The organism is Anaerofustis sp. NSJ-163 (assembly GCF_024135845.1).
GTDB classification, from domain to species: Bacteria; Bacillota; Clostridia; order Eubacteriales; family Anaerofustaceae; genus Anaerofustis; species Anaerofustis butyriciformans.
Map to the genome: position 1 here is coordinate 47,944 of NZ_JAMYJV010000007.1, position 11,915 is coordinate 59,858.

Here is an 11,915-nt window from a genome sequence, read left to right on the forward strand (position 1 = left end):
AGGAGAACAATATGAATTTAAGATTAGATGATTTGCAAATAAAAGATTATTATATATATCAAGATACTGATACTTTTTGTTTTGGTGTAGATGCTGTGCTCCTTGCAAATCTTACATCAAAATATATAAATAAAAGGGATAGTTATATTGATTTATGTACGGGAAGCGGCGTTATACCAATACTCGTATATGCAAAAAGAGGAAATAAAAATATTAAAGCAGTTGAGATTGATGAAGAAATGTGTATGGTAGTAAAAAAATCTCTTGACTATAATAATATTGACAATATTGAAATAATAAACCAAAATATCAATAACCTTGATAAAAGTTTATATAATAAATTTGATAGTTTGTCTGTAAATCCACCTTACTATAAAGTGAATAGCGGAGAAGTAAGCATAAATGATAAAAAAAGTTATGCAAGGCATGAGATACTATGCAGTTTTGAAGATATTGCAAGAGTTTCTTCAAAGTTATTAAAGGATAAAGGAAAGTTTTTCTTGGTACATAGAACAAATAGATTTGAAGAAATTATGAAAATACTTGGAGAGTATAGATTTGCTGTTAAAGATGTTCAGTTTATTTATCCAAAGAAAGAGAAAAATTCAAATTTATTTTTGCTCAAAGCTGTAAAAGGAGGAAAAAGCGGATTAAATATTTTGCCTCCTCTTGTAATGTATAACGAACAAAACGAATATACAAAGGAATTTTTGGAGTATTACTATGAAGATAGAACAAATAAATAACGATTTAATACTAACTGATGTTGACCATTTTAATTTGAAAAAGACCTTTGAATGTGGGCAATGTTTTAGATGGAATGAATTAGAAAAAGATGAATTTATCGGGGTTGTAAATGGAAAGGTAATTCACATAAAAGAAGAAGACGGAAAGTTTACATTTTATGATACAACAAAAGAGTATTTTGATTCTTTCTTAAAAATATATTTTGATTTTGATCTTGATTATAATGAAATAGATAAAAAGATAAATACAGATGAACATATAGAAAAATGTATAGAATACGGAAATGGTATAAGAATTTTAAAACAGGATTTATTTGAAACAATTATTTCTTTTATAATTTCTGCAAATAATAATATCCCAAGAATAAAGGCTATAATAGAACTTATTTGTGAAAGATATGGAAAAGAAATAGAGTATAAGGGTAAAAAGTATTATTCCTTCCCAAGTTATATAGATTTAAAAGACGTAACAAAAGAAGAATTTCATGAACTTAAAATGGGATTTAGGGATAAATATTTAGTTGATGCCATACATAAAATAAACACAGGCGAAATTGACCTTGAAAAGATAAGTGAATTGGATACTGAATTAGCTAAAAAGGAACTTATGAAAATAAAAGGGGTTGGAGAGAAAGTATCGGATTGTATTTTATTGTTTGCTCTAAAAAGATTAGAACTTTGCCCTATGGATGTATGGGTTAAGAGAATATTTTTAAATAGATATGGGCTTACTGATTTAACTTTTGAAAATGGATTTAACCTTGCTAAGAGTAAATGGGGTGAATATGCCGGTATTGCACAACAGTATTTATTTTATTATGAAAGAGAAACTTCAAAGGAGAAATAATGAAAAAGAAATTATTAATATTTGATTTTGACGGAACTTTAGTTGATTCACTTCCTCTTTGGCAAAAAGTGGATGATATCTTTTTTAACGAAAGAAGAGGTATACAATATTCAATAGAAGATATTGACTTTAGACCTATGAGTATTGAAGAGGCTGCTCAGGCGACAAAAGAGGTATATAATGTTGAAGAAAGTATTGAAGAAATTATTAAGGAATGGGTAGATATAGTAAATGAACTTTATTTAACCGAAGATATATTAAGAGATGGTGCAAAAGAGATTATAAAAGAAGCTAAAGAAAAAGGTTATAAGCTTGCAATTGGGACAAACAACACAATGGAACTTATAAAAAGCTTCTTAGATAAAGAAGGTTTGCATGGTGTTTTTGATTTAGTTGTTACCGCTAACTGCGTAAAGAGAAGCAAACCTGACCCTGATATATTTTTGCACATTGCAAATAAGCTTAATATAAATCCTGAAGAATGTATAGTTGTGGAAGATTCTCTTGCAGGAACAATGGCTGGAAAAGCTGCTAATATGTATACTTATACAATTGAGGAAGAAGAAAGTATAGAGCATAAAGAAGAGATTTTAAAAATAACCGATAAATATATTTACTCATTAAGAGAAATTAAGCTATAGATCTTTTTATTTTGACAAAATATTTTATATATGATATAGTATTAATTCGTAAGGGAGTAATCGGCGTGAAGGCGTAATAAAGTCAACATATTGGAAAGAAATTCCTGGCTTTATTTTAAACGATGAGACTTATCTGTTTTTTAACGGATAGGTCTCTTTTTTTATCAATAAAATTTTGTAATGAGAGGAAAAAATGAATTTAATTGAACTGTTTATAATCGGTGTAGGTCTTTCTATGGACGCATTTGCGGTATCTGTTTGTAAAGGTCTTTCTACAAGGAAATTAAGAAGTAATAATTATCTTACTGTTGGAGTATACTTTGGTGGATTTCAGGCTTTAATGCCCCTTATAGGTTATTATCTTGGTTATTATTTTAAAAATATAATAACGGATTTTGATCATTGGATTGCCTTTATTCTTCTTGGTTTTATAGGTGTTAATATGATAATGGAATCAAGAAAAGAAGAAAATCTTGATTCAAGATTTGATTTTAAAACAATGATTCCACTTGCAGTTGCAACCAGTATAGATGCTCTTGCTATAGGGGTTACTTTTGCATTTTTAAACGTAAATATATTTTTAGCAATATCTATAATAGGTTGTACGACATTTATATTATCAATGATTGGCTTAAAAGTTGGTAATATTTTTGGTAAGAAATATAAACAAAGAGCCGAACTTGTTGGGGGTATTATTCTTGTTTTAATGGGTATTAAAATTTTGCTTGAACATCTTGGAATTTTATAGAAAGAATATAGGGGTTTAACCTTATATTCTTTTTTTGAGTGTTTAAGATACCCATTTCTCCTTTAAAACGGGTGATATACATAAACAGAAAAGTATGATATAATAATAAAAATTTATATATTTTATGATAAATAAAATATTATAAAGAGAGAATTAATAAATAATAAAACAAAAAAAATACTTTAACTAAAGTTAATGATTGTAATAAATTTGCTTTATATCTATTAATAAAAGGAGAAAGCCATGAAAAAGAAAATACTTAAATATTCATTTATGCTTATTTTATGCTTTACCTTTGTATTCCTTTTTATGCCGAAGGAAAGTTTTGCTGCAAATGGAGATTGGATTTATGATTCAGAAGCTAAAACGCTGACAAACAGCGAAGATGATCAATTAGTAATAGGCAATGTAACGGCAGAGGGAACAAATCTGGCTATTGGAGATAATCGAAATGCAGGATTTACTTCTATTGATTTAACGGGAGAAATAAAAGATTCTTCCAATTCGACTACTAATTATGCAATTACATCAATCGGACATTGGGCATTTTATCAATGTGCATCCTTAAATGAAATAAATATACCGAACAGCGTAATTTCAATCGGAGAATATGCATTTTCCGAATGTAATGCCTTAAAGGAAATAAATATACCGGATGGTGTAACCTCAATTGGACATTATGCATGTTACAACAGTGCTTACTTAGAAAAAATAAGCATATCAGATAGTGTAACCTCAATAGGACATAATGCATTTGATTACTGTACCTCCTTAAAGGAAATAAACATACCTGACAGTGTAACTTCAATCGGAAGTTCTGCATTTGAAAGTTGTACGTCCTTAAAAACAATAACTTGGCCGGATAGTGTAACCTCGATTGCAAACTGGACATTTAATGGATGTATAGCACTGGAAGAAATAAATATTCCAGACAGTGTAACTTCAATAGGGATTTCTGCATTTTCCGGATGTGTATCCTTAAGCGGAATAACCATACCTGATAGTGTAACCTCAATCGGAAGTTCTGTATTTGCCTTCTGCACTTCCTTAAATGAAATAATCATTCCGGATAGTATAACCTCAATCAATACTACTGCATTTAGAGGCTGCACATTGCTTGATACAATTTATTTAATGAGTGAAACGCCTGTATCTCTTGGAGACAATGTTTTCCTTGATTGCAGCAGTCTTTCTAATATTTATGTTCCTTCTTCAAGTGTTGACTTATATAAAGCAGAATGGAGTAACTATGAAAATTTAATTAAAGCAGGAATATATAAATTAACCGTTGAAAACGGAAGCGGAAGCGGAAATTACATAGAAGGCGCAGATGTAAGCATAAGTGTAGATAATAATGATGAGAACGGACATTTTACTTCATGGCAGATAACAAGCGGGAACGGCATTAGTCTTACTGATGAAAAGGCAGTAAAAACTACATTTAAAATGCCGAACAGTGATGTAACTGTTACTGCCGTATTTGAAGCACATAATTATGTAGACGGAAAATGCAGTGTTTGCGGATATGAGAACCCTGATTATGTTCCGCCTAAAGAAGATGATAAAACAGATAACAGCAATATTAATAATGACAGCGTAAGCACTGATATTAAGGTAAACAGCAAAGCTGACAAAACTGTGTCTTCTTCTGTCGATACGTCAGATGAAAACAATGTTACGGCTTATATTATTTTACTTATGGTATCTATAATCATGGTAGGAAGTTTAAGTATATATAAAAATAAAAAAGACTGTTAAGATTTGCTAACGCCATATAAGGCAGTAATTTGAAAACAATATTGAAATACAGCTTATGGGCGTTGCAAAGGCCAAAAGACAGCGTAGAAGGCAGAAATGCTTTTTATGCTGTCTTTCTTTATGTTCAAAAATGAAATCGCACATTCGTCAAACAAGACCTTCCTTGCTACAATGTGAGTGAAGGAGGTAAGCGGATATGCGAAATCAAAAACACTACATAGCGATTGATGAAAGTGAACGGAGAATTATTCTAAATGCTCTTAATGCGCTGCGGAACAATCTGCTGGCAGAAGGCAGATATACGGACGCAGTAGATGATGTTCTAATCAAAGTAGTCAACGCACCTGTCAAGAAATTCAAAATCAGAATCACGGAGGTTTAAGGTTATGAAAAAGACAATATTTGAACAGATGGGTGGCACATACGAACAACAGGGAGATTATCTTATCCCCTGTCTCGCCCTTCCTGCCAAAGACGTAGTGCCGATAGGATTGTGGGGGCAAAGACACCTTCAATACATTAAACAACATAGAAAAATATTTTATACTAATTTGATTACAAGTGGTGATTTATATAGCTATCTTGCTGATATTGACGAGTTAGCAAATAGCATCTATGAAAATATGGTACCGCTATATAAATCGTTATACCAAGTTACTGAAGAACTTAAAAAATCCAATCCTTTTGAATGGGTGCACAGAAACAACGACATTATAGATGTTATTAATGAAATTATATATAATGATGTGATATTCCGATAAACTAGTAAATGGCGAGGTGTTTCACCTCGCCATTTTCGCTTAATAATTAGATTTTCGGAATCATACTCGCGGAATTAGGAGCATTGGCTTGCATATTCCAGATAGCTATTTTCATCTTTTTAATACGCTTACCATCACCAAAATCAAGCAAATCTTCCCTTTTATAAACATTCAAAAGTTTATTTAACGATCCCAAGTCCGCAGATGTCATTAAAAACGCTTCTTCCGGATCGATTAGTTTGCAGTATGCCCACAGTTGTCCTAAATCACGCAGAGTTAAACTTGTCTTTTTTGCTTCAATAAAAAACAGTTTGAACTCATCTGCCTTCTTTACTATGCCGAGAACATCAATTTGAATATCTACACCGATAGCTTCTTCTTGAATGATACCGTACTTTCTAAGAACTCTATCCAATCGTTCGCTGTGTGAGTCAACTACGATTATTTCCTCAGCAGATTTGTATTTATCTTTCAGGTATGCTTTAAGCCATAGCTGCATTGGTGGGTATAAGTCAAATTCTCTCATATCTTTATTCTCCATATCCTAAATCTTTGGCTATTTGCTTCCACGAATCATAGTGTTTGCCTCTTATCTCGGATGGAATAAAGCCATCATTTTCGCTTGGGTGATGTGGTTTGTTTTTATTTCTTTCGCGGCCTTCCCAATAGAATTTGTGAGTTACTTCTTCAGGTTTTTTCCCCTCTGATTCAAGACCATCGATTAATTCGGTTGCAAACTGAGCAAGAGCTTCTCTTTTGTGCAGAACAGCAAATCCTATGGGCAAAAATTCATTCGCCCATATTTTAATTTGATGTTCTTTTTTCCAAAAATCAGGCTTCCCTTCCTTGAATTTAACAAGATTGCCGTCACGCATATTGGGATGAGCCCAATCTATTGCCTGTACAGGAATATTAACATCTTTAAGTAAACGACAAACATCGCTAACCAAATACCAATTATGTGGCACTTCTAAGTAAACACGATGCATATAGTTTTTAAAAAAGTAGTTACTTCTGCGAATGTAACCCGTCACATCAGCAAATCCTTGCAAAAAAGATATCTTCTCATCACGAGTAAAGGAAAAAATTTCTTCATCAATTCTAATATTTTCGTGGGATACCGCATTGCCGATATAACGTAAAATTTCTCGCATCATATATTCGTCATTTCTCTTAGTGAAAGAGATAATAGAATAATTATCCTGCTGAGTAAAGCTCAATCCTGTGCCGATTAGAGGTTCTAATACTGTGCGAATATCGGTTATACTTGCACGTACATATATTCTAACATCGTTATTATTTTCTGTTACCAGTTTTTTATGTGGAATTTCAACAGATATGGTGGTTTCTGATGCACCACGTCTCACTTCTCCATTGCCACAAATCATACCTAAAAGGTAAGACATCTCTAGATTCATACAATCACAATCCTTTTAATTCAAGCCTATTCTATATCCATTGTTGAATAATTCCCGAATAATTCTATTATCATTAAGACGATATAAATACTCGGCCTTATAAACTCTGTTTTTTCCAAATAAGTGTGCTATGTCAGCGGGTGGGGCAACAGGAACATAGAGCCTCAATTCCAGAGCCCATTTGTTAGCATCTTCTTGTAAAACAATTATTCCCTCGCTATATAATGTGATAGCAGGAGTATGAGTTTGATTATAATCGTTGATAAATTTGGCCATTGTTCCCGGTTTTGCTTCTGCTTCTATAAAGAAGTCTCCGCCATTCTGCTTAATATCATTTAAAAAGTCTAAAATTCTTTTTAGCATATGATCCTCCATTACAAATTATATCCCCGATCAAAGTCTGTAAGATTTGCAGGATGTAAGCGTGAGACAATAGCTCGTATGGCTGCAACATTTTGATATTCCCCAAAATGGAAGCCATAATCTCTAACAATTTTCTCTACAAACTTGCCTTTATTGATTCTTCTCACATAACTGGTGTTTCCCTCGCCTAAAAAAGGAAGAAGAACAGAAGGACAATTATTTATATTGTTAAAATAAATACGAAGTTGATGGCTTCTTTTCATCGAATATCCACCTGTCGTTTCACCTTGAGTTATAGGGTAATATTCTTCATCAGGAAATTCTCTTTCGAACATAAACGCTTTTTCTTCTGGAATCTGTGCTTCAATAAGCCCGATTCTTCCAGGGCTACATAAATACCCTAAAATCAAACAAAAGTCTGCGGTGTTAACCTCTATATCGAGAGCCCTGGATCCTAATAATGCCATAACATCTACTCCTTAACAAATATCAAAAGGTATTCATGAACCTTATTGATACGGAATTTGTATGGATATCCAAGCGGCCGCATATTATTGTAATCTGCTTGTCTATCCCAAATAATTAGATCGTCGTAAATGAATCCAATTTTTTGTAATGCTGTAGCTAAATCGCTATGCAAAGGATAAAAATTGCTTTTTTTACGAATATCCATTACATTTACGATACAATAACCACCTTTTTTCAAAACTCTACTAACTGAAGCAAAAAGGTTTGATAATGTATTTATAAATTCACTATAATTTGCAATATTTCCCACATCGTTGGTCTTATCAGAGTAATTTACAGCATTCTTTTGGTCGGCACTTCGTTTCATATTGAGAATATCCCAATACGGTGGGGATGTAACACAAATATCGAAGTGATTTGCAGGAAGTGTTTTTAGCACCTCAAAACTATCACCGTTAATTATCTGAATTTTATCATCTTTGCCCACACGTTGTTTTGCTATATTACAAAAATCCTCAGATAAATCGATTCCTACAGCTTCGCATCCAAGTTTTTGTGCAGCAACAGTTGTGGAACCAATACCATTAAAAGGATCTAATACACGCGAATTTGCTTTTGAAAAAGTGCGTATTAGTTTTTCGCACAACGAAACCGGGTAGGATGCGGGATGCTTAAATTCTTTCTCTTCTTTTGTTTTCGATAAATCTCGCCAAATGCTAAAAGAATTTTGAAGCCACTCCTTGCCGGTGAGATCATTGCATTTTTTAGAGTTGTCCATTGGGTATCCACCTTTTTGATTGAATTCTTTTTACTTCACAATCAATATAATCGGATTCTTTTTTGTTAATACCGTATGCTTTGTACACTATCTGATTTAATTCCTCTAAACAGTCGAACCATTCTTGACTCATATAATCATTGCTTTCTAATCTGCTAACTAAACTGAGTATAGAATCAAAATATATTTCTTGTTGATTAGTTGACGGAAGTGGTATTTTTTTTAAGTATTTTGCATCTGTATGCATTGTAAGTTTGGAGTAATTATAACAGTATTTGTACAAGAAAAGATTGCACAAGCGAGAATGAAGTATGCCTAATATGTAACGACACATTTTTTCGTCACCGTCCGTGAATACAGTAACTGTCTGCGTTGCTTCCATATTACCGCCAAAAGCAGCTATTATACCTGCTTCTGCACTATAAATATTTTGAATAAAAACCTTATTACCTGTTGTAGGCACAGTATGATTTTTATACCCAAATTTACGTATTTCTTTTCCTGCTATCGCATCTTTTGACACAGATTTTCCTCTACCAACATAACCATTACATAAATCAGATAAAGTTTGATATGAGGAAGTTAATTTTTTATAAGTCGAATAATCCTCTGAACAGTTAAAGATTAGAATTTCATCTTTGTAAAATGATTGAGGAATACTGCACATAGATACAAAGCGGTTGCTTGACAATTTTTTTAATTTGATTTTATGCTTTCTATCTGCTGCACAATTTTTAACTGTAAGAATAATTTGCTCTCCTCGAACATTCTTGAAATAAGCGCCGATATCAATAATGGATATAATCGTTTTTTCTTCAAGAATAGTTCTTCGCAACAAGCTATATCCAGCTACGTGTAGAAAGTTTTTTGGAATTATGTAAGATACAATACCATCGGTTTTTACAATCTCAAAAGCTCGAATTAATGCTGCCACAAACAGATTGTTGCCAAAATCAGATACTCTACGTCTGAAAAGATAATCACAGTTTAATTCAATATCACCCAACAAAGGAACATAAGGGGGATTACCTATAACAACATCCGGTTGATCAGCTAATTCAAATTCACTCAATAGAGTAGAAGCCGTTCTGCCAATGGAGTCGCAAGCAGCAAAAGAAACATTGTTAATGTTATTTAAGCAAAACTTGATAGCATTTTTATCTTGATCTGCACCAAAAAGGTTAACAAATCCATGCTTTTTTGCGGCATAAAGAAATACTCCTGAACCACAGCAAGGATCCATGATCACTGTATCTTTCGGAAGTTTTAGTTCCATTAACATTTTTTCAGCAAGTGGTAAGTCTGTATAAAAAACTCCATTGTCTTTTTTATAGCTGTTTTCAAGAGAGCTTTCATATACATTAGAAGCATCTATGTAAGCGTTTTGAGCAAGACTCATAGCAAGCTCTCCTTTCTATTCTTTTTCAATAATATCCATAATGTCTCCAATATTACAATCCAAGACACCACACAGTTTCATCATTACTTCCATTGATACAGGCTGATTTTTGCTTAGTTTTGATAAAGTTGTAGAACCAATACCTGCGGCTTCTTTCAATTGCATTTTTTTCATATTCTTATCAATGAGAAGTTTCCACAGTTTATTATACGAAACAGCCATAACGAATAACCTCGCTTTCAGATATAACCATTTTAATTATAACATGGAACTCGATAGGTTGCAATAATTTTGCGATATAAAAGAAAAAAATTCCCACCTATCGGTTGTTTGAGATTGATTAACTTGGGTATTTGTGATACAATTTTAACCACGAGGTAGATTGCATGTTGAATATTATTGATTTTAAACTATATAAAGCTATATTTGTGTCAGAAGGAAAAAGCAGGTTTATTTGCAAAATTTCATATAATGATGAAATCCTTGAGTGTTATGTTCCAATTACGTGTAAACTCAGTAGTTTAATATCGCTTGATGATAAAGAAATTTTGATAAGAGAAACGACCAAAGCAGCCAAACGAATTAAATATACTTTATTTGCGATACGAAACGACAAAGATTATTTGATTGTTGATACAGGATTTGCCAATCACATTATTAAAGCAATCTTAACCGGAAACAAAAATAAAGGTTTATTTTATCCTGAGCAAGTTATTGAGAATTATAAATGCGATTTTTACTCAAAGACATCTAAAACGTTGGTTGAGGTAAAGAGTGTAATTACAGCAGAGCAAGTGTTGCTGATACCAAATATGAAAACTCAAAGGGCGATCAAACAGCTACAATGTATTTGCTCATTATTATCCCAAGGATATAATGCTGAATATTTTATAGTGGCGTTTGCACCTCAAATTGAGAAAATAGAAATTGATACAACAGAAAGAGTCGGCCAATTATTAGCTGAGTTTTCAAGATTGGACGGTAAAATAACTTGCATAAAGATTTCACTCGACGAGTCATATAAAATTCACATTAACAAATTGATATATTCATTTAAATAAAATTCTCGTTTTATTACAAAAGTCTTGACAAACACTTGTTCTATGAGGTATAATAAAATACTCTCAAAAGAGAGCTACAACTGAATAGTATTCTTCACATTAGAGTGAGAGAGACGGCTTTCAGCCGGACAATGCCTGCGGTATGCTAAGAGAAAATACCGCCGCTTCTGAACTGCCCTGAACTGTCGGCGGTCAGATAAGTGTAAAGGACAGTTTCGACTTTGAATTTCAAAGCCGGTTACATGAATGTGAAGCCACCACCGCAGGAGATAGGTCTATCCTTTTTGCGGGAAGTCGGTACGCATTTGTGTGCCGGCTTTTTTTGTTGCCCGAAAGCCGGTTACAACTGAATGACCGGCTGGACGGGATATGACCGTGCGATGATCTCCCTTTGATGGGAGCGAGCACAGCAACGCTGCGGTGAGACTCCGGGGCAGGGACAGAAAAACGACATTCAGACAGACCGGCAAAACACCCACGAAAAGGACAGCGTAGATGTCTTATACCGTAACAAGCAGGGAAACTGTATTGACAGTTTCCGCTTTAATCGGCAGCAAGTGCCGATTTCACTTTAGGGGCTGCCGCCCCTAATACCCCGAATTCAAAGAAAGGATTGATGTTGTATGAATGAAATAAAGAACAAAAACCTGTTTATCCGTGTGAGCGAAAAAGAAAAAAATCTGATTGAGCGCAATGCTGATAGGTGCGGTCTGACCGTATCGGAATATCTCCGGCAGCGTGCTTTGGGATATATGCCGAGAGCCGTTTTACCCGAAGTATTCTTCTCTTTCAGCGATAAATTAGACGCACTCTGTGTGGTATGCGAAGGCAAAATTTCAGCGGACACGGAAGAAAAAATTATCGCTTTGATTGATGAGATAACCGCCGAACTTATCTTACCGCAAAAGGAAAGGTTGGTGGTATGAT

Annotated in this window: 16 protein-coding genes; 8 read left to right on the plus strand and 8 right to left on the minus strand. The window is 33.4% G+C overall.

Annotated features, from left to right (window positions below; translation table 11 throughout):
* Positions 1 to 11: 11 nt before the first annotated feature.
* The 5 genes from M6G78_RS09660 (at position 12) to M6G78_RS09680 (ending at position 4,740) form a co-directional block, all read left to right on the plus strand.
* Positions 12 to 746 (plus strand): tRNA1(Val) (adenine(37)-N6)-methyltransferase, encoded by a 735-nt coding sequence (locus tag M6G78_RS09660; RefSeq protein ID WP_253230252.1) that lies wholly within the window; start codon positions 12 to 14, stop codon positions 744 to 746.
* Positions 724 to 1,593 carry a DNA-3-methyladenine glycosylase gene (locus M6G78_RS09665; protein WP_138267996.1) on the plus strand — a complete coding sequence of 290 codons (870 nt, stop codon included), beginning with the start codon at positions 724 to 726 and terminating at the stop codon, positions 1,591 to 1,593. The genes M6G78_RS09660 and M6G78_RS09665 overlap by 23 nt, the downstream gene beginning before the upstream one ends.
* Positions 1,593 to 2,234 carry an HAD family phosphatase gene (locus tag M6G78_RS09670; protein ID WP_253230253.1) on the plus strand — a complete coding sequence of 214 codons (642 nt, stop codon included), beginning with the start codon at positions 1,593 to 1,595 and terminating at the stop codon, positions 2,232 to 2,234. The genes M6G78_RS09665 and M6G78_RS09670 overlap by 1 nt, the downstream gene beginning before the upstream one ends.
* Before the next feature lie 193 nt (positions 2,235 to 2,427).
* Positions 2,428 to 2,982, plus strand: a complete 555-nt coding sequence (locus tag M6G78_RS09675) for a manganese efflux pump MntP family protein (RefSeq protein WP_253230254.1) — start codon at positions 2,428 to 2,430, stop codon at positions 2,980 to 2,982.
* 243 nt (positions 2,983 to 3,225) lie between these two features.
* A complete protein-coding gene (locus M6G78_RS09680) occupies positions 3,226 to 4,740 on the plus strand; it encodes a leucine-rich repeat protein (RefSeq protein WP_253230255.1) in 1,515 nt (504 codons plus the stop codon).
* A 213-nt stretch (positions 4,741 to 4,953) separates the two neighbouring features.
* Here M6G78_RS09680 and M6G78_RS09685 read toward each other — a convergent pair whose 3' ends face one another.
* Entirely contained in the window at positions 4,954 to 5,100 is a 147-nt protein-coding gene (locus M6G78_RS09685; RefSeq protein WP_253230256.1) for a hypothetical protein, read from the minus strand.
* 26 nt (positions 5,101 to 5,126) lie between these two features.
* Between M6G78_RS09685 and M6G78_RS09690 the strand changes: the two genes are divergently transcribed.
* Entirely contained in the window at positions 5,127 to 5,501 is a 375-nt protein-coding gene (locus M6G78_RS09690) for a TnpV protein (protein WP_204444141.1), read from the plus strand.
* Positions 5,502 to 5,547: 46 nt separating this feature from the next.
* Here M6G78_RS09690 and M6G78_RS09695 read toward each other — a convergent pair whose 3' ends face one another.
* Genes M6G78_RS09695 through M6G78_RS09725 form a run of 7 tightly spaced genes read right to left on the minus strand, consistent with a single transcriptional unit; the run spans position 5,548 to position 10,149 of the window.
* Positions 5,548 to 6,027: a hypothetical protein gene (locus tag M6G78_RS09695; RefSeq protein ID WP_253230257.1), complete on the minus strand. Its 480-nt coding sequence runs from the start codon at positions 6,025 to 6,027 to the stop codon at positions 5,548 to 5,550.
* A 4-nt stretch (positions 6,028 to 6,031) separates the two neighbouring features.
* The gene (locus tag M6G78_RS09700; protein WP_253230258.1) at positions 6,032 to 6,919 is read right to left on the minus strand and encodes a hypothetical protein; all 888 of its coding nucleotides are present in this window, start codon (positions 6,917 to 6,919) and stop codon (positions 6,032 to 6,034) included.
* Positions 6,920 to 6,934: 15 nt separating this feature from the next.
* The gene (locus M6G78_RS09705; protein WP_253230259.1) at positions 6,935 to 7,282 is read right to left on the minus strand and encodes a hypothetical protein; all 348 of its coding nucleotides are present in this window, start codon (positions 7,280 to 7,282) and stop codon (positions 6,935 to 6,937) included.
* A gap of 11 nt (positions 7,283 to 7,293) precedes the next feature.
* Complete coding sequence (locus M6G78_RS09710) at positions 7,294 to 7,749, minus strand: hypothetical protein (protein WP_204444149.1); 456 nt, start codon at positions 7,747 to 7,749, stop codon at positions 7,294 to 7,296.
* Positions 7,750 to 7,754: 5 nt separating this feature from the next.
* Positions 7,755 to 8,528, minus strand: a complete 774-nt coding sequence (locus M6G78_RS09715) for a DNA methyltransferase (RefSeq protein WP_204444151.1) — start codon at positions 8,526 to 8,528, stop codon at positions 7,755 to 7,757.
* A complete protein-coding gene (locus M6G78_RS09720; RefSeq protein WP_253230260.1) occupies positions 8,515 to 9,927 on the minus strand; it encodes a class I SAM-dependent DNA methyltransferase in 1,413 nt (470 codons plus the stop codon). Before M6G78_RS09720 ends, M6G78_RS09715 begins: the two co-directional genes overlap by 14 nt.
* Positions 9,928 to 9,942: 15 nt before the next feature.
* The gene (locus M6G78_RS09725; protein WP_204444156.1) at positions 9,943 to 10,149 is read right to left on the minus strand and encodes a helix-turn-helix transcriptional regulator; all 207 of its coding nucleotides are present in this window, start codon (positions 10,147 to 10,149) and stop codon (positions 9,943 to 9,945) included.
* A 164-nt stretch (positions 10,150 to 10,313) separates the two neighbouring features.
* Here M6G78_RS09725 and M6G78_RS09730 point away from each other — a divergent pair, with 164 nt between their 5' ends.
* Positions 10,314 to 10,988, plus strand: a complete 675-nt coding sequence (locus M6G78_RS09730; protein WP_253230261.1) for a DNA/RNA nuclease SfsA — start codon at positions 10,314 to 10,316, stop codon at positions 10,986 to 10,988.
* Positions 10,989 to 11,611: 623 nt separating this feature from the next.
* On the plus strand, positions 11,612 to 11,914 hold the full coding sequence (locus tag M6G78_RS09735) for a hypothetical protein (RefSeq protein ID WP_253230262.1): 303 nt from the start codon (positions 11,612 to 11,614) through the stop codon (positions 11,912 to 11,914).
* The last annotated feature ends 1 nt before the right edge of the window (position 11,915 follow it).

Excerpts from the sequence above, each read along its gene's own strand:
- M6G78_RS09735 (WP_253230262.1), top strand. The coding sequence starts at position 11,612 with ATGAATGAAATAAAGAACAAAAACCTGTTTATCCGTGTGAGCGAAAAA.
- M6G78_RS09695 (WP_253230257.1), bottom strand. The coding sequence starts at position 6,027 with ATGAGAGAATTTGACTTATACCCACCAATGCAGCTATGGCTTAAAGCA.
- M6G78_RS09670 (WP_253230253.1), top strand. The coding sequence starts at position 1,593 with ATGAAAAAGAAATTATTAATATTTGATTTTGACGGAACTTTAGTTGAT.
- M6G78_RS09680 (WP_253230255.1), top strand. The coding sequence starts at position 3,226 with ATGAAAAAGAAAATACTTAAATATTCATTTATGCTTATTTTATGCTTT.
- M6G78_RS09665 (WP_138267996.1), top strand. The coding sequence starts at position 724 with ATGAAGATAGAACAAATAAATAACGATTTAATACTAACTGATGTTGAC.
- M6G78_RS09710 (WP_204444149.1), bottom strand. The coding sequence starts at position 7,749 with ATGGCATTATTAGGATCCAGGGCTCTCGATATAGAGGTTAACACCGCA.
- M6G78_RS09660 (WP_253230252.1), top strand. The coding sequence starts at position 12 with ATGAATTTAAGATTAGATGATTTGCAAATAAAAGATTATTATATATAT.
- M6G78_RS09715 (WP_204444151.1), bottom strand. The coding sequence starts at position 8,528 with ATGGACAACTCTAAAAAATGCAATGATCTCACCGGCAAGGAGTGGCTT.
- M6G78_RS09690 (WP_204444141.1), top strand. The coding sequence starts at position 5,127 with ATGAAAAAGACAATATTTGAACAGATGGGTGGCACATACGAACAACAG.
- M6G78_RS09705 (WP_253230259.1), bottom strand. The coding sequence starts at position 7,282 with ATGCTAAAAAGAATTTTAGACTTTTTAAATGATATTAAGCAGAATGGC.
- M6G78_RS09730 (WP_253230261.1), top strand. The coding sequence starts at position 10,314 with ATGTTGAATATTATTGATTTTAAACTATATAAAGCTATATTTGTGTCA.
- M6G78_RS09675 (WP_253230254.1), top strand. The coding sequence starts at position 2,428 with ATGAATTTAATTGAACTGTTTATAATCGGTGTAGGTCTTTCTATGGAC.
- M6G78_RS09720 (WP_253230260.1), bottom strand. The coding sequence starts at position 9,927 with ATGAGTCTTGCTCAAAACGCTTACATAGATGCTTCTAATGTATATGAA.
- M6G78_RS09700 (WP_253230258.1), bottom strand. The coding sequence starts at position 6,919 with ATGAATCTAGAGATGTCTTACCTTTTAGGTATGATTTGTGGCAATGGA.
- M6G78_RS09725 (WP_204444156.1), bottom strand. The coding sequence starts at position 10,149 with ATGGCTGTTTCGTATAATAAACTGTGGAAACTTCTCATTGATAAGAAT.